The 20,767-nt window shown below is 67.2% G+C and carries 17 protein-coding genes; 11 read left to right on the forward strand and 6 right to left on the reverse strand.

Going from position 1 to position 20,767, the window contains the following annotated elements; translation table 11 throughout:
- The 3 genes from infB to B215_RS0103795 all read left to right on the forward strand — a co-directional run.
- Positions 1-1,995, forward strand: a 1,995-nt coding sequence (infB, locus tag B215_RS0103780) for a translation initiation factor IF-2 (protein ID WP_019368293.1), incomplete at its 5' end; no start/stop codon positions are given.
- A gap of 350 nt (positions 1,996-2,345) precedes the next feature.
- Positions 2,346-2,747 carry a 30S ribosome-binding factor RbfA gene (gene rbfA / locus B215_RS0103790; RefSeq protein WP_019368295.1) on the forward strand — a complete coding sequence of 134 codons (402 nt, stop codon included), beginning with the start codon at positions 2,346-2,348 and terminating at the stop codon, positions 2,745-2,747.
- A 57-nt stretch (positions 2,748-2,804) separates the two neighbouring features.
- The gene (locus B215_RS0103795; protein WP_019368296.1) at positions 2,805-3,389 is read left to right on the forward strand and encodes a thymidine kinase; all 585 of its coding nucleotides are present in this window, start codon (positions 2,805-2,807) and stop codon (positions 3,387-3,389) included.
- Positions 3,390-3,466: 77 nt separating this feature from the next.
- Here the strand turns inward: B215_RS0103795 and B215_RS0103800 are convergent, their stop codons facing one another.
- Positions 3,467-5,725, reverse strand: coding sequence for a TonB-dependent receptor (locus B215_RS0103800; RefSeq protein ID WP_019368297.1), 2,259 nt, complete (start codon positions 5,723-5,725; stop codon positions 3,467-3,469).
- 216 nt (positions 5,726-5,941) lie between these two features.
- On the opposite strand from B215_RS0103800, the gene truB reads away from it, so the two are divergent.
- The 4 genes from truB to B215_RS0103820 all read left to right on the forward strand — a co-directional run bounded on the left by truB (position 5,942) and on the right by B215_RS0103820 (position 10,236).
- A complete protein-coding gene (truB, locus tag B215_RS0103805) occupies positions 5,942-6,835 on the forward strand; it encodes a tRNA pseudouridine(55) synthase TruB (RefSeq protein WP_026008911.1) in 894 nt (297 codons plus the stop codon).
- Positions 6,836-6,859: 24 nt separating this feature from the next.
- On the forward strand, positions 6,860-7,129 hold the full coding sequence (gene rpsO / locus B215_RS0103810) for a 30S ribosomal protein S15 (RefSeq protein ID WP_010544825.1): 270 nt from the start codon (positions 6,860-6,862) through the stop codon (positions 7,127-7,129).
- A gap of 182 nt (positions 7,130-7,311) precedes the next feature.
- Positions 7,312-9,639, forward strand: coding sequence for a polyribonucleotide nucleotidyltransferase (gene pnp / locus B215_RS0103815; RefSeq protein WP_019368299.1), 2,328 nt, complete (start codon positions 7,312-7,314; stop codon positions 9,637-9,639).
- A gap of 159 nt (positions 9,640-9,798) precedes the next feature.
- Positions 9,799-10,236 carry a hemerythrin domain-containing protein gene (locus B215_RS0103820; protein ID WP_152997727.1) on the forward strand — a complete coding sequence of 146 codons (438 nt, stop codon included), beginning with the start codon at positions 9,799-9,801 and terminating at the stop codon, positions 10,234-10,236.
- Positions 10,237-10,242: 6 nt separating this feature from the next.
- Here the strand turns inward: B215_RS0103820 and smc are convergent, their stop codons facing one another.
- Genes smc through B215_RS0103840 form a run of 4 tightly spaced genes read right to left on the reverse strand, consistent with a single transcriptional unit; the run spans position 10,243 to position 15,691 of the window.
- Entirely contained in the window at positions 10,243-13,650 is a 3,408-nt protein-coding gene (gene smc / locus B215_RS0103825) for a chromosome segregation protein SMC (RefSeq protein WP_019368301.1), read from the reverse strand.
- A gap of 18 nt (positions 13,651-13,668) precedes the next feature.
- Positions 13,669-14,430, reverse strand: a complete 762-nt coding sequence (locus tag B215_RS0103830; RefSeq protein ID WP_019368302.1) for a thioredoxin domain-containing protein — start codon at positions 14,428-14,430, stop codon at positions 13,669-13,671.
- 27 nt (positions 14,431-14,457) lie between these two features.
- Positions 14,458-15,132 carry a DsbA family protein gene (locus B215_RS0103835; RefSeq protein WP_236704392.1) on the reverse strand — a complete coding sequence of 225 codons (675 nt, stop codon included), beginning with the start codon at positions 15,130-15,132 and terminating at the stop codon, positions 14,458-14,460.
- Between the two features lie 25 nt (positions 15,133-15,157).
- Positions 15,158-15,691 (reverse strand): DUF721 domain-containing protein, encoded by a 534-nt coding sequence (locus B215_RS0103840; protein ID WP_019368304.1) that lies wholly within the window; start codon positions 15,689-15,691, stop codon positions 15,158-15,160.
- 28 nt (positions 15,692-15,719) lie between these two features.
- Here B215_RS0103840 and B215_RS0103845 point away from each other — a divergent pair, with 28 nt between their 5' ends.
- Genes B215_RS0103845 through nudC form a run of 3 tightly spaced genes read left to right on the forward strand, consistent with a single transcriptional unit; the run spans position 15,720 to position 18,897 of the window.
- Entirely contained in the window at positions 15,720-16,763 is a 1,044-nt protein-coding gene (locus B215_RS0103845; protein ID WP_019368305.1) for an A/G-specific adenine glycosylase, read from the forward strand.
- A complete protein-coding gene (locus B215_RS0103850) occupies positions 16,760-18,031 on the forward strand; it encodes a serine hydrolase domain-containing protein (RefSeq protein ID WP_019368306.1) in 1,272 nt (423 codons plus the stop codon). The genes B215_RS0103845 and B215_RS0103850 overlap by 4 nt, the downstream gene beginning before the upstream one ends.
- Positions 18,028-18,897: an NAD(+) diphosphatase gene (gene nudC, locus B215_RS0103855; RefSeq protein ID WP_019368307.1), complete on the forward strand. Its 870-nt coding sequence runs from the start codon at positions 18,028-18,030 to the stop codon at positions 18,895-18,897. The genes B215_RS0103850 and nudC overlap by 4 nt, the downstream gene beginning before the upstream one ends.
- A gap of 83 nt (positions 18,898-18,980) precedes the next feature.
- Here the strand turns inward: nudC and B215_RS0103860 are convergent, their stop codons facing one another.
- On the reverse strand, positions 18,981-19,871 hold the full coding sequence (locus tag B215_RS0103860) for a prephenate dehydratase (RefSeq protein ID WP_019368308.1): 891 nt from the start codon (positions 19,869-19,871) through the stop codon (positions 18,981-18,983).
- 102 nt (positions 19,872-19,973) lie between these two features.
- Here B215_RS0103860 and B215_RS0103865 point away from each other — a divergent pair, with 102 nt between their 5' ends.
- A complete protein-coding gene (locus tag B215_RS0103865; RefSeq protein WP_019368309.1) occupies positions 19,974-20,651 on the forward strand; it encodes a c-type cytochrome in 678 nt (225 codons plus the stop codon).
- The last annotated feature ends 116 nt before the right edge of the window (positions 20,652-20,767 follow it).

Genomic DNA, 20,767 nt, shown 5'->3' on the forward strand with positions numbered 1-20,767 from the left:
GGTGGTGCACCGCGCCCGGCACCGGCCGGCGCCGCGCCGCGCCGCCCGGGTGCCGATCCGGCCAAGCCTTCGCGCGACCGCAAGGGCGACGATCGCCGCCAGTCGGGCAAGCTCACCGTCACACGCGCCCTGGGCGGCGACGATGGTGCGCGTGCACGCAGCCTCGCGGCGCTGAAGCGCGCGCGTGAGAAGGAGCATCGCCGCTCCTATGGCGGCCCGCGCGAACCGCAGATCAAGCAGGTCCGCGACGTGGTGGTGCCGGAGGCGATCACCGTGCAGGAACTCGCCAACCGCATGGCCGAAAAGGGTGCGGACCTGGTGAAGGCCCTGTTCAAGATGGGTATGATGGTTACGGTCAATCAGTCGATCGACCAGGATACCGCCGAACTGCTCGTCACCGAATTCGGCCACAATGTGCAGCGCGTAAGCGAAAGCGACATCGACCTGCAGATCGATACCGAAGGCGATCCGGAGGAGATGCTCCAGCCGCGTCCGCCGGTAGTGACGATCATGGGCCATGTCGATCACGGCAAGACCTCGCTGCTCGACGCCCTTCGCGGCACCGACGTGGTGAAGGGCGAAGCCGGCGGCATCACCCAGCATATCGGCGCCTATCAGGTCACGCTGAAGGACAAGTCGAAGATCACCTTCCTCGACACGCCGGGCCACGAGGCCTTCACCGAAATGCGCGCACGCGGTGCCAATGTCACCGACATCGTCGTGCTGGTGGTGGCGGCGAACGACGGGCTGATGCCGCAGACGATCGAAGCCATCAATCACACCAAGGCGGCCGGCGTGCCGATGATCGTGGCGATCAACAAGGTCGACCTCGACAGCGCCAATCCGCAAAAGGTGCGCGAGCGTCTGCTCGAGCATGAAGTGGTGGTCGAGGAAATGGGCGGCGACGTCCAGAACGTCGAAGTCTCGGCGCTGAAGAAGATCGGTCTCGACGAGCTGATCGAGAAGATCCAGCTCCAGGCCGAACTGCTCGAACTGCGCGCCAACCCCGATCGCGAGGCCGAAGGCACCGTGATCGAGGCGAAGCTCGACAAGGGTCGCGGCCCGGTCGCGACGATCCTCGTCAACCGCGGTACGCTGCGCGTGGGCGACGTGTTCGTCGTCGGCGCGGAAAGCGGCAAGGTTCGTGCGATGATCGACGACAAGGGTCGGCAGATCAAGGAAGCCGGTCCGGCGATGCCGGTCGAGGTGCTCGGCATCTCGGGCGTGCCGTCGGCGGGCGATCCGCTGCAGGTGGTCGAGAGCGAGGCGCGTGCCCGCGAGGTCGCCGAATATCGCCAGGGCGTGCTGCTCCAGAAGCGGACGACGCAGGCACCGGCAAGCCTGGAGAGCATGTTCTCCGCGCTCAAGGACAAGCAGGCGATCGAATATCCGGTGGTGGTCAAGGCCGACACGCAGGGTTCGACCGAGGCGATCGTGGGTGCGCTCAGCAAGCTGGGCAACGACGACATCCGCGTGCGCATCCTGCACTCGGGCGTGGGCGGCATCACCGAGAGCGACGTTTCGCTGGCAGCGGCCAGCGGTGCGCCGATCATCGGCTTCAACGTCCGTGCCAATGCCAAGGCGCGCGAGATCGCCGATCGCAACAAGGTGGCGCTCAAATACTATGACGTCATCTATGACCTGACCGACGAGATCCGCGCCGGCATGGCGGGCGAGCTGGGTCCGGAAGCCTTCGAAACGGTCGTCGGCCGCGCCGAGATCAAGGAAGTCTTCTCGGCGGGCAAGCACGGCAAGGCCGCCGGTCTGCTGGTCGTCGACGGCTTCATCCGCAAGGCGCTCAAGGCACGCATCACGCGCAACGACGTCATCATCTACACCGGCGAGATTGCATCGCTGCGCAGGTTCAAGGACGATGTCGCCGAAGTGCGCGCGGGCCTCGAATGCGGCGTGACGTTCACGCAGAACTTTGTGGACATCAAGGCCGGCGACTATCTCGAAACCTACGAAGTCGAGCTGCGCGAACGTACGCTGTAAGGGGCCAAGGCTATCGATGTACACCTTTTGTTCCTCGACGGCCTGACCTGTGATACGCTTCCTTCCCGACTGCACCTGCGGCCGGGAAGGAGGTGGTCTTATTGGCACAAGATTCGACGGCAGTTCTGGTTCTGGGCGTAGCGATGTTTATCGTCGCGCTGCTCGGGCTGGTGGTGAAGCTGATTGAGCTGAGCCGCAAGGAACCCAGTGCGGGCTCCCGGTGCTGGAACGCCGGGGGCCCAACAGGATTTGAGCCCGGGCGCTGGAACACCCGGGCTCAGGAAGTGATCGATTGCACAGGAATCGACTGCAGTCCGTAACAAATAGCGAAAACCGGTCAGAATCACAAGATGCGCCAGAACGACACCGATGAAACCCGCTCCGTCCGCGTGCTGCGCGTGGGCGAACAGGTGCGCCATATCCTCAGCGAGATCCTCCAGCGCGGCGACGTGCATGACGAGGTGCTGGCGAAGCATATGGTCTCGGTGACGGAAGTGCGCATGTCGCCGGACCTGCGCCACGCGACGGTGTTCGTGAAGCCGCTGCTCGGCAAGGAGGAAGACGCGGTGCTCAAGGCGCTGCGCACCAATACCGCCTTCCTCCAGCGCGAAGTCGCCCACCGGGTGAAGATGAAGTACGCGGCGAAGCTAAAGTTCCTGGCGGACGAGAGCTTCGACGAAGGCAGCCATATCGACCAGCTGCTCCGCGCGCCGAACGTGGCGCGCGACTTGAGCGAGGGCGAGCAGGACTGAGGCCGCCGCGCCGAAGCGCGCACTGGACATTGGCCGCCCTTTTGGTGTGATGCGCCGATGGCCAAGCTCTATTTCTACTACGCGTCGATGAACGCCGGCAAATCGACCACGCTGCTGCAGGCCGATTTCAACTATCGCGAACGCGGCATGCGCACGCTGCTGTTCACCGCCGGGGTCCATAATCGCGGTGGCCATGGGGTGATCGATTCGCGCCTCGGCATCCACGCCGATGCCGTGCCCTTCGAAGCGCAGACCGACCTGCGCGCGATCGTCCAGGATGTGCATTTCGCCGCGCCGCTTGCGTGCGTGCTGGTGGACGAGGCCCAGTTCCTCTCCGCCGGGCAGGTGCGCCAGCTCGCCGCCGTGTGCGACGAGGATGAAGTGCCCGTGCTCTGCTATGGTCTGCGGACCGATTTCCGCGGGGTGCTGTTCGAAGGTGCGGCGGAACTTCTGGCGCTCGCGGACTCGCTCGTCGAGATCAAGTCGGTGTGTGAATGCGGGCGAAAGGCGACGATGAACCTGCGCGTCGATGCCGAAGGGCGGGCGGTGCGCGAGGGTGAGCAGCGCGAGATCGGCGGCAACGATCGCTATGTCGCGCTTTGCCGCCGCCATTTCGTCGAGCGGCGCGGCGCGATCGGCTGATGCGGAAAGGGCGCCGCGGGTCTCCCCACGACGCCCTCCCGCTATGAAGCGCCCGGAGGATGTCCCCCGTGCGTGCCTCAGAAGTGGAACCGGATCTCGCCGCCGATGATGCGCGGCTCGTTGATCATGCCGGTCAGGTTGTTGAAGTCGATCGCGCTCACCGCGCGGATCTGGTTGAGGATGTTGCGGGCGAACACCGCCACCTCATAGCCCTGCGGCGCGCGATAACCGACGCGCAGGCCACCTTCGACCAGCGCGCGCCCGCGGAACTCGCGGGCTTCGTAGAGGAAGTAGTTGATCGAGCTGCGATAGGCCCAGTCGGTATAGGCATAGACCTCGCCGCCATTGGCCAGCGGCACGCCGTAGCGGGCGGTCGCGTTCAGCACGAAGCGCGGCGCCTGGGGCAGGCGGTTGCCGTTGATCCGGGCGAAGGTGCTGGTGCCGACGGTGAAGGTCGGGTCGGTCATCGTGCACAGCGAACCGCACGCCGCCACGACCAGATCGGGATCGCGGATCTGGGTGAAGTTGTAGCTGCCGCTGGCGGTGAGATCGAGGCCGCGCACCGGGCGATAGCTGAACTCCGCCTCGACGCCATAGCCGTTGACGTGATCGGCCGAGAGCAGCTGGTTGGCGTTGCTCGCGCCGCCCACCGCGGTCAGCTGCAGATCGTCGGTGCGGAACCAGTAGCCGGTCAGCGCATAGTTCAGCCCATGGGCGGGAAGCGCGCCCTTGACGCCCGCTTCGGCGGACTTGGTGAATTGCTTGCCCGCGGTGGTCGGCACCGAGCCGAAGGTCACGCGGTCCTGGATCGCCGGGCCGAGATAGCCGGTGGCGAACCGCGCATAGACGTTGACGTCGGGCGTCAGCGCATAGGTGGCGCTGGCGTCCCAGGTCACGGCCTCGCCGGTCACCTTAGTCTGCAGCGGCAGCGTAAGGCCGGGAGTCAACGGACCGAAGCCGGTGATCACGTCGTTCTTGCGGTCATGCGAATAGCGAATGCCCGCGCGCAGCGTGAGCGCATCCGTCGCCTTGAACTCGCCCGATGCGAACACGCCGTAATTTTCGTTGACGTTCACATGGCCGATATTCTGGGTCTGCGGCCCGCCGCCCAGATTATATCCGTATTCGCTATAGTCGAGATTCTGGTCGAAATAGTAGATGCCGGCCTGGCCGCGGAACGCGCCGAACTGGTCGGTTGCGAAGCGCAGTTCCTGGCTGAACTCCTTCGGGCTGGTGATGCCACCGGTGTTTGACGGGAACAGTGCGTTGTTCAGCCCCAGCGCTGGGAACACATAGTTGTCGCCGCCGTCCACATCGCCGGTGCTCTGCACCTTGGCGCGTTCGTAAGCGGTGATCGAGTAGAGCGTGCCGATCCCGTCGAAATGATAGTCGAGCTGCAGGCTGCTGCCCCATTGCTCCAGCCACTGGCTGGTATAGCCATCGAGCTTGACCCGCTCCGGATCGAAGCCCGCCGAGAAATGATTCGAACCGCGCTGGAACAGGCCGGCGCGGAACACACGCGGGCTGCCTTCCAGGTCGCGGCCATGCACGTTGAGCAGCGCGTTGAAGTCGCCATTGGCATAGGCGAGCTGCACGCGGCCGGCGCGATCGGTATAGCCTTCCAGCTTGCGGCTGGCGACGTTGAGGCTGCTGGTGCTTTCGTTCACCACCCAGTTGTCGCGGCGCTGGACGAGACCCGAGACGCGCAGGCTGAAGCCGCCGCCGAGGGGGGCGTTGAGCGCGAGATCGGCGTTGACCGTGTTGTAGGTCGCCCAGCTGACGCTGCCCTTGGCTTCATACTGGTCGGTAGGGCGCTGCGATTCGAGCTTCACCACGCCGGCTGGCGTGTTGCGGCCGAACAGCGTGCCCTGCGGGCCGCGCAAGACTTCAACGCGGGCGAGGTCGAACGCCGGGAAAGCCTTCAGCATCGGGTTTTCGAGCGCGACATTGTCGTACACCACCGACACCGGCTGGGCGGCGTTGGGATCGAAATCGGTGTTGCCGAGGCCGCGGATGTAGAAGCGCGGGAAGGTGCGGCCGAACGAGCTTTCGATCTGCAGGCTGGGCGTGCGCGCCGCGAGGAAGCGGATGTCGAGGCCCGAGGAATTGAGCACATCGAGCTTCTCGCCGCTGATCGCGGTGACAGCGACGGGCACGTCCTTGGCGGCCTCGGTACGGCGCTGCGCGGTGACGACGATCTCGCCGGTCTGCTGCGCGGTCTCGTCGGGCTGCGCGCCCTGCACCGGGCCGGGCGTTTCGTTATGCGTGGCGGCCAGCGCCGATGGTGTCGCGAGCGCGGCACTGGCGAGCAGCAGGGTGCGCAGGAAAGAATGCATAGTCATGGCGGAATCGAGTCCCCGTGCAATGATGGGGCATCCTCTCCCGTATGACGTCGCGCTTGTTGTTCGCTGGTGTCACCGATTTTTCGCGGGCCTGTAGCGAAAACGTCATCGCCATCAAGTGAGGCCGTGGTTCGTGACCACGGTTCCCTTCCACCTGTTGCAATTTTGTCGTGGTTTGCGCCGGCGCCCAAGCGCACCTATGGCGCGGCGATGCACGGCTGGATCCTTTTAGACAAACCTCTGGGCCTTGGTTCTACCCAGGGGGTGAGCGCGGTGAAACGCGCGCTGCGCGAAGGCGGCTATGCCAAGGTGAAGGTGGGCCATGGCGGCACGCTCGATCCGTTGGCGAGCGGCGTGCTGCCGATCGCGCTCGGCGAAGCGACCAAGCTCGCGGGCCGCATGCTCGACAGCGACAAGGTGTATGATTTCACCATCCGGTTCGGCGTGGAGACGGATACGCTCGATGCCGAGGGGAAGGTGATTGCGACGTCCGAGGCGTTCGTCGACGGCGCGGACGTCGAGGACGTTCTCGGGCAGTTTTTAGGCGAGATCGACCAACTGCCGCCCGCCTATTCCGCACTGAAGGTCAATGGCGAGCGGGCTTATGACCTCGCGCGATCGGGTCAGGAAGTTACATTGGCGACTCGTCGGATCACGATCCACGATCTGCAGTATCTATCTTGGCAGAACGGGGATGGCGCGCAGTTCGCCACCCTCCGCGCCCATGTCTCCAAGGGCACCTACATTCGCAGCCTCGCCCGCGATATCGCCCACGCCCTTGGCACCGTCGGCCACGTCACCTATCTCCGTCGGATCAAGGCTGGGCCCTTTACCCTGGATCAAGCGATTTCGCTGGACTCTTTGGCGGATGCCGCTAAGGAGCGGCGCCTTGAAGACATTTGCCTGCCGCTGAGGGCGGGGCTGGACGACATCCCGGCTCTTTCCCTCACCCCCGATCAGGCAGGGCTGCTCCGCCAGGGGCGGGTCTTGGTCGGGATTGCCAAGGACGATGGCCTGTATTTCGCGCTGCTCGGGGACATACCCGTCGCGCTGGTAGAGGCGGAAGCCGGAAGCATCCGGGTCGTACGCGGCTTCAACCTGTAGCTTCGATGTCGAAGGAAAAAATGCATGTCGATCACGCAGGAGCGCAAGGAAGCGCTCGTCAAGGAACACGCTCGCAACGAGGGTGACACCGGCAGCCCCGAAGTGCAGGTCGCGATCCTCTCGGAGCGCATCGCCAACCTCACCGAGCACTTCAAGACCCACGCGAAGGACAATCACTCGCGCCGCGGTCTGCTGATGCTGGTCAACAAGCGCCGCAGCCTGCTGGACTATCTGAAGAAGAAGGACCAGGCGCGCTACGCAGATCTCATCGCGAAGCTCGGTCTTCGCAAGTAACACGGAAAGGCGACCTTCGGGTCGCCTTTTTGTCATTCCGGTGCGATACTGCATCGGTGATCCCCGGCGAATGGCGTCGGGATCGAAACGGGGGACCCGGCAATACGGTCGGTCCCACGAGCCACATACGGCTCACGCATAGGCCCCCCGCGTGATTGGCACCGGGGAGTGAAGGAAACGACATGTTCGACAAGAAGACTGTATCGATCGAGTGGGGCGGTAAGACGCTGACTCTCGAAACGGGCAAGGTTGCCCGCCAGGCCGACGGCGCGGTGATCGCGACCCTCGGCGAGACCGTGGTGCTGTGCGCCGTCACGGCTGCCAAGTCGGTGAAGGAAGGCCAGGATTTCTTCCCGCTGACCGTCCACTATCAGGAAAAATTCTCGGCCGCCGGTCGCATCCCGGGTGGCTTCTTCAAGCGCGAGCGCGGCGCCACCGAGAAGGAGACGCTGGTCTCCCGCCTCATCGACCGCCCGATCCGCCCGCTGTTCCCGGAAGGCTTCTACAACGAGATCAACGCCATCGCTCAGGTGCTGAGCTATGACGGCGAGAACGAGCCCGACATCCTCGCGATGATCGCCGCCTCGGCAGCGCTCACGCTCTCGGGCGTGCCCTTCATGGGCCCGATCGGCGCTGCCCGCGTCGGCTACATCAACGGCGAGTACATCCTGAACCCGACCGACGCGCAGGTTGCCGAAGGCGAGCTCGATCTCGTCGTCGCCGCCACCTATGACGCGGTGATGATGGTCGAATCCGAAGCCAAGGAGCTTTCGGAAGAGGTCATGCTCGGCGCCGTGCTGTTCGCGCACGATGCCTGCCGCGAAATCGTCAAGGCGATCGTCAAGCTGGCCGAGCAGGCCGCCAAGGATCCCTGGGAAATGGCGTCGTCGGACGACAACGCCAAGATCAAGGACAAGCTGAAGAAGCTGATCGGCAAGGACATTGCCGCCGCCTACAAGCTGACCGACAAGTCGGCCCGCTCGAACGCGCTCAACGAGGCGCGTGCCAAGGCGAAGGCGCAGTTCACCGAGGACGGCCTGAGCCCGCAGGAAGTCATGGCCGGCATCAAGCTGACCAAGAAGCTGGAAGCCGAAATCGTCCGCACCGCCATCCTCAAGGACGGCAAGCGCATCGACGGCCGCACCACCACGCAGATCCGTCCGATCGAGGCGGAGACGCACTTCCTGCCGCGTGCACACGGCTCGGCGCTGTTCACCCGCGGCGAGACCCAGACCATCGCTACCTGCACCCTCGGCACCAAGGACGCCGAGCAGATGATCGATGGCCTGAACGGCCTCAGCTACCAGAACTTCATGCTGCACTATAACTTCCCGCCCTATTCGGTCGGCGAAGTGGGCCGCTTCGGCGCGCCGGGCCGTCGTGAAGTCGGCCATGGCAAGCTGGCATGGCGCGCGCTGCACCCGGTGCTGCCGTCGAAGGAGGACTTCCCCTACACGATCCGCCTGACCAGCGACATCACCGAGTCGAACGGCTCGTCGTCGATGGCGTCGGTGTGCGGCGGCAGCCTCGCGATGATGGACGCCGGCGTGCCGATCAAGCGTCCGGTCTCGGGCATCGCCATGGGCCTGATCCTCGAGGGCAAGGACTATGCGATCCTGTCCGACATCCTGGGCGATGAAGATCACCTGGGCGACATGGACTTCAAGGTCGCCGGCACGTCCGAGGGCATCACCACGATGCAGATGGACATCAAGATCGCCGGCATCACCAAGGAGATCTTCGAGGCGGCGCTCAACCAGGCCAAGGCCGGTCGCGCGCACATCCTGGGCGAGATGAACAAGGCGCTGGGCGAAGTCCGCGCCGAGCTCTCCGCGCATGCACCGCGCATCGAGACCTTCACGATCGACAAGTCGAAGATCCGCGAAGTGATCGGCACCGGCGGCAAGGTGATCCGCGAGATCGTCGCTACCACCGGCGCCAAGGTCGATATCGACGACGAGGGCGTGATCAAGGTCAGCTCGTCGGATCCGGCGCAGATCGAAGCCGCGGTCAAGTGGATCAAGGGCCTGGTCGAGGAACCGGAAGTCGGCAAGATCTACGACGGCAAGGTCGTCAATCTCGTCGATTTCGGCGCGTTCGTGAACTTCATGGGCGGCAAGGACGGCTTGGTTCACGTCTCCGAGATCAAGAACGAGCGCGTCGAAAAGGTCGCGGACGTTCTGAAGGAAGGCCAGGAAGTCAAGGTCAAGGTGCTGGAGATCGATCCGCGCGGCAAGGTGCGCCTGTCGATGCGCGTCGTCGACCAGGAGACCGGCGCCGAGCTGGAAGACTCGCGTCCGGCCCGCGAACCGCGCGAACCGCGCGGCGATCGTGGTGACCGCGGCGACCGCGGCGGCGACCGCCGTCGCGAGGGCGGCCGTGGCGGCGAGCGCAGTGAGCGTGGCCCCCGCCGGGACCGTGGGGACAAGCCGCGCAGCGAGCGCAGCGAAGCCAAGGACGATGGCGGTGACATCGGCCTGCCGGCGTTCCTGACCGGTGATCGCGACTGATCACAGGCGTTTCGCGCAAGAAATGAAGGGGTCCGGCACTGCCGGGCCCCTTTTTTGCTTCCGCACGCCGGTGTGTTTAACTTTTATGAAATTGCCACTACGTATGTGTCAGGTATCGTAGCTGTAGGATCGCAACCCACTGCGGACAGGAGGATGGCGATGATGGCCAATACGACGATAGCCGATCTGCGGCGCGATCATGAGACGATCGATGTCCTGGCACGGCGGCTTTCGGGTCTTATCGAAGGCCCGGCGGAACCGCAGGCGCTGTCCGTCGCGCTCGATCATCTGCTCCACGCGGTTGCCGATCACCTCGATCGCGAAGACGCCACCATCTACACGCTTGCCCTTTCGGCCCAGCCGGGCATCTCGCGCGGCAAGGTGGACCAGGTTCGCGACGAGTTCGAACGGCTCAAGTGCAACTGGCGGGACTATCTGGTGCAGTGGACGCCGGAGCAGATCGCTGCCGATCGCGACGGCTTCGTCCAGGCGACCCGCGCGATGCTGCCCCGTCTGCGCAACCGCGTGCAGCTGGAGGACAGCCTGCTGGTCGCCGCCGCGCTGCAGGGCGAGCCGAGCGTCTCCAACTTCCGCTGAGCGCGGCTATTCCGCCGCCAGCAAGCTCGTCGCGCCGCCCAAGTCGACCGACACCAGCCGGCTGACCCCGCGCTCGACCATCGTCACCCCGAACAGGCGGTGCATCCGCGCCATCGTCGCTGCATTGTGGGTGACGATCAGGTACCGCGTGCGGGTTTCGCGTGTCATCCGTTCCAGCAGATCGCAGAAGCGATCGACATTGGCGTCGTCCAGCGGCGCATCCACTTCGTCGAGCACGCAGATCGGCGAGGGCTTGGTGAGGAACAGCGCGAAGATCAGCGCCACGGCCGTCAACGCCTGCTCGCCGCCGGACAGCAGCGTCAGCGATTGCAGCTTCTTGCCCGGCGGCTGCGCCAGGATCTCTAGCCCCGCCTCCAGCGGATCGTCCGAATCGATCAGCGCCAGATGGGCCTGACCGCCATTGAACAGCGTGGTGAACAGCGTGCGGAAATGGCCGTCCACCGCCTCGAAGGCGGCGAGCAGGCGCTGGCGCCCCTCGCGATTGAGCGTGCCGATCGATCCGCGCAGCCGATGAACCGCCTGGACCAGCTCGTCGCGTTCGCGCGCGTTGGTGCCAAACGCGGTTTCCAGTTCCGCCAGTTCGGCTTCGGCGACCAGGTTCACGGGCCCCAGCCGCTCGCGCTCGACCGATAGCTTCTCATGCGCGCTCGCCTCCTCCTGCGGGCTGCCGACGCTTTCCGCATCGAAGCCGAGGCGCGGCGGCAGCAGCGGCGGCGGACATTCGAAACGCTCGCCGGAAACGCGGCCCATTTCCACCCGGCGCAGATCCTGGCTTTCGGCGCGGGCGGCGGCCCCGGCACGGCGCTCCCGGGCCTCCGACAGCAACTCGCTCGCCTTGCGCAGCGCCGCCTCGGCGATACGCAGCGCGGCTTCGGCGTCGCGCTCGGCGGTCTGCGCGGCGGCCGAGTCGCGCTTCATCGCCGCGTCGGCGGCTTCGGCTTCGGCAAGCTGCGCCGCGATCTGCGCAGGGCGGGTGGCGATCGCCTCGCGTTCCTGCGCCAGCGTAGCGGCGCGCGCGTCCATTTCGGCCGTGCGCCGGGTAGCGTCGGCGGCGCGCGCCCCCCAGCTCCTCGCTTCCGCCCCAGCGGCGGCGAGCCGCTCGCGTGCCTGGGCGAGGTCGCGGTCGAGGCTCGCACGCTCGGCGCGCGCGCTCGCCACCGCAGCGCGTGCCGCGTCGGCGTCGCGGGAATGCGCCGCCACCTTCGCCCGCGTTTCCGCGCCATCGGGCAGCGCCGCCTTGGCCGCTTCGGCACGGCCGAACTCGGCGCCGGCGTCCTCCGCTTCGGCGGCGATGCGGCGGCGGCGGATGTCGAGATCGGCCCGCTGCGCCTCCAGTCGTTCGATCTGGTTCGCGGCGCGATCCTCGGCGCGCGACGCTTCCCGCGCGGCGAGATCGGCCTGGTCGAGCCGCTGGCGATTCTCGGCGGCGCTGCGGCGCGCATCGGCGATGCGGGCTTCGATCCGGCTGAGCTCTGCCGCCGCCGCTTCGAGCGCCGCCTGCGCCGCCGGGCGCGCCCGTTCGAGCGCGGCGAGCCGGTTGACCCGCTCCAGCCGCTCCGCCGCGGCAGCCCCGCCCGAGCGCGCGCGATAGCCGTCCCAGCGGCGCAGTACCCCCTCTCGCGTCACCAGCCGCTGCCCTGCGGCGAGCGGCTGCCCGGTATCGGCCTCGCACACCAGCACCTGTGCCAGGCGCCGCGCGAGCTGGGCGGGGGCGGTGACGTGTTGCGACAGCGGAGTGGTGTCGGCGGGTGGGGCGGGATCGCCTGCCAGCGACTCGGCATCGCCCCAATGGCGCTCGGCGCTCGCATCCAGCCCGGCCTCGAGATCGTCCCCCAGGGCGGCGGCGAGCGCACGCTCATAGCCGGCAGCGACGGTCACCCGGTCGAGCAGCCGATCCTTGCCCGCGGGCTTGGTCGCCTTGGCGAGCGCGGTCGCTTCGCTGTCGATCTGGGCGAGCTCGGCATGCGCCGCCGCCCGCGCCGCCTGTGCGCCGTTGCGCGCCTCGATCGCGGCGCGTTCCTCGGCATCGGCGCGGGTGAGGGCATCGCGCGCCGATTCGGCTTGGTGCTGGGCGTCCGCCCGTGCTGCATGTGCCCGTTGCCGTTCGGCGTGGAGCGGTGCGGCATCGCCGAGGGTGCGGACTTCCGCCTCGATCCGCGCCTGGTCGCGCTGGCTGCGGTCCACCCGGCCGCGCGCGGCGGAAAGCGCGGCATCGGCGACGCGCACCTCGGCCGCTTCGCTCGCCTGCTGCGCCAGCGCCTGCGACAGCGCGACCTCGGCATCGCGGGCGGCCCGTTCGGTATCGGCCAGCGCCGTGTCGAGCAGCGGCACGCGCGCTCCCGTCTCGGCGATCCGCGTTTCCAGCGCCGCCTGTTCGGCGGTCAGCCGTTCGATCGCCTCGGCGGCGTCGCGCGCGAGGGCGGCTTCGCGCGATCGGTCGGTCTCCAGTCGCCGGCTTGCCTCCGCCAGCTCGGCAATCCGCCGTTCGACGCCGTGGCGAGCGCTGCGCAGCGTCTGCAGCCGGTGCTGGGCATCGCTGGCGGCATCGCGAAGCCGCAGCGCCTCGGCGCGAAGCGTCGTCACCGCCTCTGCCGCTGCATGTTGTGCGGCTTCGGCGGCAAGCTGTGCGGTGCTGCGATCGGCGACCAGCGCGTCCGCCTCCGCCGCTTCGCTGCGGGCCGCATCTGCCGCCATCGCCGCGTCACGCCAGCGGGCGAAGATCATCCGCCCTTCGGCCACCCGGATGCGATCGGACAGCGCGCGATAGCGTTCTGCCTGCCGTGCCTGGCGCTTCAGCGCGGCGGCGCGCTGTTCCTGCTCGCCGATCAGTTCGTCGAGGCGGGTGAGGTTGGTTTCGGTCGCCCGCAGCTTCTGTTCGGCATCGCGGCGGCGAACGTGCAGGCCGGCGATCCCTGCCGCTTCCTCCAGCATCGCGCGGCGCTCGCCGGGCTTTGCGGCGATGATCGCCCCGATCCGCCCCTGACTGACGAGCGCGGGCGAATGCGCGCCGGTGGCGGCATCGGCGAAGGCGAGCGACACATCCTTGGCACGCACGTCGCGGCCGTTGATGCGATAGGCGGATCCGGCACCGCGTTCGATGCGGCGGATGATCTCCAGCTCGTCCTGCGCGTCCGGCAGATCGGCTACGATCGCCACTTCGGCGAAGTCGCGCGCTGGCCGGGTGGCGGTGCCGGCGAAGATCACGTCTTCCATACCGGCGCCGCGCATGGATTTGGCGCTGGTCTCGCCCATTACCCAGCGCAGCGCTTCGAGCAGGTTGGATTTGCCGCAGCCATTGGGGCCGACGATGCCCGTCAGCCCCGGTTCGATCCGCAGATCGGCTGGGTCGACGAAGCTCTTGAAGCCCGTCAGCCGCAGCCTTTTGATCTGCATGGAGTCAGGCGCGCGCGATCAGCGCGCGCCGGCCTTCTGGAGCAGCGGCTCCAGATCGGCCCAGGTGTTCACGTCGGTCTTGGTGCCGTTGATGAAGAAGGTGGGGGTGGAGTTCACGCCGTGCACATTGGCGCCATCGGCATTGACCTTGGCGATCTCCTCGATCTTCTTCTGATCGGCCAGGCACGCCTTGGCTTGGGCCTCGGGCAGGCCGTGCTGCTTCATGAAATCGACCATGCCGAGCGCCTGGGCGAAGCCGGCCGCCGCCTGGGGCGGAGACATGCGCTGGATCTGGTCGAGGATCTGCGGATTGGTCTGCTGCAGGCTCATGATCTTCTGTTCGAAACCTTCCTGGCCGGCATAGATCTGATCGAGCATCGGGAAGAAGGCGTCGGTGGGCACGCACTGGTTGAGCAGCGCCAGCGCCAGATCGGGCGCGCCGTGGATCAGGAAATCGCGATATTCATAGCTGACCCGGCCGGTTGAGACATATTTCTCGCGCAGCGGCTCCACACCGGTGGTGCCGAACTGCGCGCAGAAGGGGCACATGCGCGAGCCATATTCCACCAGCTTGATCGGCGCGTTGGGGTTGCCCTGGCGGAAGCCATTGTCGGCCGTCTTCTCCACCACATCGGCCCATTGCTTGCCGGCCGGCGCGGGCACGGCGGCGACGGGAGCGGTGGTCTGCACGGCCGCACTGCCGTTACCGCCAGAGGCTTTATCGCCGCCGTTGCACGCGGCGAGCGCCAGGAAGGGAAGAAGGGCGAGGGCGAAGCGCATGGGATTCAGTCTCCGGATGTAATCGGCTCAGGCGCCGGCGGCGCGCAGTTCGGGTTCGAGATAGGGCCAGCTGAAGGCGCGGGTGCGCCGGCCGTTGACGAAGAAGCTCGGGGTGCCGTCGACACCGTGAACCTTGGCGCCATCGGCATAGGTCTTGGCGATGCGGGCGCCGGCCTTGGGATCGGCAAGGCACTGGCGGGCACGCGCTTCGGGAACGCCGTGGCGCTGCATGAAGGCGATCATGCCCAGCGCTTCGGCGAAGCGCGTCGCCATCTGGCCCGGCGGCAGTTTCTGCCACGCCTTGATCTTGTCGGGCGATGTCTTTTCCAGCGCGATCATCCGCTTCTCGAATTCGGGCTGGTTGGCATAGATCGCGTCGAGCACCGGGAAGAAGCGCTGCACCGGCACGCACTGGTTCAGCAGCGCAAGGGCGAAATCGGGCGCGCCGTGCACCAGAAAGTCGCGATACTCATAGCTCACCTTGCCGGTCGCGATATATTGGTCGCGCAGCGGCTGCACGCCCTGTTCGGCGAACTGATAGCAGGTCGGGCAGGTGCGCGATCCATATTCGATCAGCTTGACCGGAGCGTTCGGATTGCCCTGGCGGTACCCACCTTCGGGCGTGGCCGCGACGGTAGCGATCCAGTTGGGCTGCGGTGCGGGGGCGGCGCCGAGCGCGAACAGCGGCACGAGCGCGAGCATCAGAAGAAGGAATCGCTGCATCATCTCAATCGATCCGGCCAAATCCGGGGGCTTCGTCCTGCGCCGCCACGCCGGCGGCGAGCGATTCAAGTACCGCGCGCAGTTCCGGATCGGCGATGCCGCGCAGGCTGTCGCCCATTGCCTGGGACAGGGGCTTCAGGCTGGGTGGCGGCGCGGGCTTGGGGGCCGGGCGCAGATCGCCGTGGCGAATCGCCAGCTTGGCGACGGCGGGATAGCCGAAAAAGCGGTTTACCCGCTCGATGATCTCGGGTGCGATATGCTGCATCATCGGCGCGAAGGCGCCTGAAACCGTGAGTGCCAGCACGCCCGCCTCGCGTTTGCCGCGCGGGAAGCGAATCGATTCTGGAGCCGAGACGCGAGCATAGCGATCGCCGACAATCTCGCCCCAGCGGCTGACGATGGCGGACTGGACGAAGCCGAACTTGCGAAAGGCGGCGCCGCCCACGTCCGGCAGCAGCTCGGACACCGCGCGCACGCGGTTCGAGCGCTGCGGCTCGGGGCGTGGCTGGCGGGTGGTGGCACGGGGGGGCTTCGTCATTGTGGCTCCCCCATGCCATAGGCGGGGCGTGCCCGACAATGTTCCTGAATCGATCGCCCCTGCACTTCTTGCCTGGTACGACGCCCATGCCCGCCGTCTGCCCTGGCGCGCGCCGCCCGGCGCCAATGTCACCGATCCCTATCGGGTCTGGCTTTCCGAGGTGATGCTCCAGCAGACGCAGGTCGCCACCGTCATCCCCTATTTCGAAACGTTCACCGCGCGCTGGCCGAGCTTCGAAGCGTTGGCCGCGGCCGAGGATGCCGACCTGATGGCCGCCTGGGCCGGGCTCGGCTATTATGCGCGGGCCCGCAATCTGCTCGCCTGCGCCCGCGAAGTGGCGCGGCTGGGCGACCTGCCCGATACCGAGGCGGGGCTGCGGTCGCTGCCCGGCATCGGCGACTATACCGCGGCTGCAATCGCTGCGATTGCCTTTGGCCGGCGGGCGGTGGTGGTCGATGCCAATGTCGAGCGGGTGGTGACGCGGCTGTTCGCGCTCGCAGAGCCCTTGCCGGGCTCGCGCCCCGCGATCCGGCGGCTGACCGACACGATCACGCCGGATGCCCGCGCCGGCGATTTCGCCCAGGCGATGATGGATCTGGGCAGCGGTATCTGCACGGTCCGCGCGCCCAAATGCCTGGTTTGCCCGATCGCGTTCGGCTGCACGGCGCGCGCGGCCGGGAATCCGGAGACCTATCCCGTCAAGGCGAAGAAGGCACCCAAGCCGCAGCGCCACGGCACGATGTTCTGGCTGGAGCGGGAAGGGCAGGTGCTGATCGTCCGTCGCCCGGACAAGGGCCTGCTCGGCGGCATGCGCGCGCTGCCCACGGGTCCCTGGGTCGAATCGCCGCCGGGCCTTGTGGATGCGCCCCTGCCCGCCGACTGGCGGATGGTGGGCGAAACGGTGCGTCACGGCTTCACGCATTTCGAGCTCGAGGTCGCGCTTGCGACTGCAACAATCAGCCGCCATGCAGTCGCACCCCCCGGCGAGTGGTGGCCGATCGGCGACATCGAGTCGGCGGGTCTGCCCACGGTTTTCGCCAAGGCGGCAAAGGCGATACGGAGATTGCGATGACGGGCAAGCGGACATTTGGACTCATCGGGGCGCTCGCGCTGCTGCAGGCTCCGATCGTGCAGGCCCAGACGGCGCCGAGCGCGGTCGACAGCTTCGCCCGGCAGACCGTCGCTTCGGGCAAGGTGCCGGGCATCGTCGTCACCTATGCCAAGGGCCAGGGGCCGATGACGGTGGTGGCCGAGGGCCGCATGGCCGAAGAGCCGAGCGCGCCCAAGGTCAACGCCGATACCTTGTGGCGCGTCTATTCGATGACCAAGCCGATCACCGGCATCGCCGCGATGATCCTGATCGAGGAAGGCAAGCTCAAGCTCGACCAGCCGATCAGCGACTTCATCCCCGCCTTCAAGGACATGAAGGTGCTGGTGGATCCCACCAAGGATCTGACCAGCCGCCCCGCGACCCGCCCGATCACCGTCCGCAACCTGCTGACGCACACGGCGGGGCTCGGCTACAACATCATCACCAAGGGCCCGTTGCTCAACGAATATAATCGCCTCGGCATCAATCCCGCGCAGGTGAGCGATTCGTTCGAAGCGACGGCGCGGCCGGCGCGTCCGGCGACGCTCGAGGAATTCGCCAACCGCACCGCCACCCTGCCGCTGATCGCCGAGCCGGGCGCCAAGTTCAGCTATTCGATCAGCCTCGACATACTCGGCCGCGTCATCGAAGTGGCGAGCGGCGTGCCGTTCGACAGCTTCGTCAACACCCGCATCCTCCAGCCGCTGAAGATGACCTCCAGCTATTGGACGGTGCCGGCCGACGAAGCGGGCCGTCTCGCCACCGAATATGCAGTGGCGGGCGCGAACCGCTTCCCGATCGATCCGGGCGCCACGTCCGTCTATCTCAAGAAGCCGAGCTTCCCCTATGGCGGGGCCGGCCTGGCCATGTCGGCGCGCGACTATGATCGCTTCCTCCACATGCTGCAGAATGGCGGCACGCTCGACGGCGTGCGCATCCTGAAGCCCGAGACGGCGGCGCTCGCCATGTCGGATCTTCTGCCTGCGGGCGTCGACAAGACGATGCTGGCGGTGATGGCGCGCGACACCGCCGTGCCGATGGGCTTCGGCGCCGGCGGATCGGTGTTCCTCGCCGATCAGCCCGGCGGCGCGGGCAAGGGCACGTTCGGCTGGTCGGGCGCGGCGGGCACCTTCGCCTGGGTCGATCCCAAGAACCAGGTGCGCGCGACGATGATGGTCAACATCCTGCTTGCCGAGCTGAACCTGAAAGTGCCGATGCGCGCCGCCGTCTACGCCGATCTCGCCAGGTGATCGCGCCCGGCTTTACCGGCGGCACGCTGGACCGAGACGATCGCGTCCGCCACGAACCCGAATTGCTGGCGGCCGCGCTCGCCGATCCGCGCGCGCGGCTGCTGGTGATGGACGGGCTGGTGCCGCAGCTGGACGAGGCGGGGCGGCTGGTCTGGACCGGCCTTGATGCCGCGAGCGAACCGCTGTTGTTCCTCGGCTTCCTGGAGGGCGAGCCGCGCTTCGTGCAGACGCTGCCGCCCGGAGCCCCGCTGCCCCCGGGCCGTCCGCCCGAGCTCTCCGCGATCCTCGACGCGTTCCGGGCGGAGGATGCCGCCAATTATGCGGCGGCGCGCAGCCTGATCGACTGGCACGCCCGCAACGGCTTCTGTTCGCGCTGCGGCACGCCGACGAACATCTTCCGCGCCGGCTGGGGACGGCTCTGCCCCCATTGCGCGACCGAGCATTATCCGCGGGTCGACCCGGTGGTGATCATGCTCGCCGAGCGTGGCGACCGGGTGCTGCTCGGCCGCCAGCCAAGCTGGCCGCCGGGCCGCTATTCGGCGCTCGCCGGCTTCCTGGAGGTGGGCGAGAGCATCGAGGACGCGGTGCGCCGCGAGACGCTGGAGGAATCGGGCGTACGGGTGGGGGCGGTGCGCTATGTCGCGAGCCAGCCCTGGCCCTTCCCGTCGCAGCTGATGATCGCGTGCATCGGTGAGGCGCTCGGCGAGGAAATCTCGATCGACGCGCACGAGCTGGAACATGCGGCCTGGTTCGATCGCGCGCAGGTGCGGCAGGCACTGGCGCGCGATCCGGGGGCGCCGTTCCTCGCGCCGCCGGGATATGCGATCGCCTATACGCTGCTAAAGGCCTGGGCCGAGGGGGTGTAGGCTCCGCCGCAATCCTCTCCCGCGAAGGCGCTGCTATCGCCTATGTCCAACATAGGCGTCATCCCGCGAAGGCGGGGTGGATCTCAGGGCCGCGCCCTGGCCTGCGGATAGGTCCCCAGCAGCCGCACCCATTTCGAGTGGAACCCCAGTTCTTCCAGCGCGCGTATCACGCCCGCGTCCTCGGGGCTGCCGACGATATCGGCATAGAACTCGGTCGCCGAGAAGCTCGCCTCGCGCTGATAGCTTTCCAGCTTGGTCATGTTGACGCCATTGGTCGCGAACCCGCCCAGCGCCTTGTAGAGCGCGGCGGGGATGTTCTTCACCTCGAAGATCAGCGACGTCATGAACGGACCCTCGCCGGTGATTCCCGGCGCGTCGCGCGAGAGCACCACGAAGCGCGTCATGTTGTGCGCCGCATCGGCAATGTCGCTGGCCAGCACGTTGAGCCCGTACAGCTCGGCCGCATGGGCCGGTGCGAGCGCGGCGACCTTGGGATCGCCCAGCTCTGCCACCATCGCCGCGGCGCCGGCCGTATCGGGATAGGCGACCTGTGCGATGCCGTGCGCCTTCAGCCAGTGGCGGCATTGGCCGAGCGCCTGGGGATGGCTCATCGCCTCGCGGATGCCGTCGATCCCGCCGATGCCCATCAGCGTGTGGCGGATGGCCAGGAAATGCTCGCCGATGATCGACAGGCCGGATTCGGGGAGAAGAAAATGAATGTCGGCGACGCGCCCGTGCAGGGAATTCTCGATCGGAATCATCGCGCGATCGGCCCGGCCTTCCTTCACCGCATCGATCGCGTCGTCGAACGAAAAGCAGGGGAGCGGCAGGGCATCGGGGAAAGCCTCGCGCACCGCGACGTGCGAATTCGCGCCCGGTGCGCCCTGGAACGCCACGGCACGATCCGGCGCGGCGGCGGCATCGGCAAGCATCCGGGCGACGATGGGGCGTGCGGGGGCGGCGAAATTCTCCATGGAGGCGCGCGCTAGCCTTCGTGCGATCGCACCGCAAGTCCGCTTGCTTTCGGGCGCGGCAGCGCTCTAAAGATGAAATCAAAGCACAGGCGGGAGCGGATAATGCAAGATCGCTTCAATACGATCGCAGGTTGGGCGTTGGCGGGGGGCATTGCGGCCCTGGGACTTTCGATCGTTAGCGCGAAGATCTTCCATTCTGAAGCGCCCGAGAAGCCCGGTTATTATGTCGAGGCAGTGGAAGAAGGCGGCGGTGGCGCCGCTGCGGCGGCACCCTTGCCGGTCCGCCTGGCGAGCGGCGATGCCGCCAAGGGCGAATCCGGGTTCAAGCAGTGCGCCTCGTGCCACACCATCACCCAGGGTGGCGCGAACGGCATCGGCCCCAATCTCTATGCCACGCTGGGCGAGCCGATTGCCCAGGGCAAGGGCGGCTTCGCCTTCTCGGACGCGCTGAAGGGCGTGGGCGGCACCTGGGATCTGGAAAAGATGGATGCCTGGCTGGCCAATCCGCGCAAGTTCGCGCCGGGTACCAAGATGACCTTTGCCGGCATTTCGGACCCGCAGCTGCGCGCTGACGTGATCCTGTATCTCAACAAGCAGGGTTCGAACCTGCCGCTTCCGGCTGCCCCTGCCGCCGGCGAGCAGGCCGACAATGCCGGGGTACAGAGCAACGGCGCCGTGGAAGGGGCGGATGTTTCGGTGAACGTCAGCCAGGCGACGCCGGCCGAAGGCGCACCCTCGCGCGACCCGCAGGCTGCGATCCAGGCCGAAAAGAAGCGCTGAGTCCGGCCGGGCTTCCTCCGCGGGTGCGTAGCCTGTCGGCACGCGGCGCCATGCCCCTTGCCGAACTTCGGGCCCTTGTGCACTGTCCTCCTGTTACGGCCCCGGCATGATTGCCG

The sequence above is a fragment of the Sphingomonas sp. ATCC 31555 genome (assembly GCF_000282895.1).
Taxonomy (GTDB): Bacteria; Pseudomonadota; Alphaproteobacteria; order Sphingomonadales; family Sphingomonadaceae; genus Sphingomonas.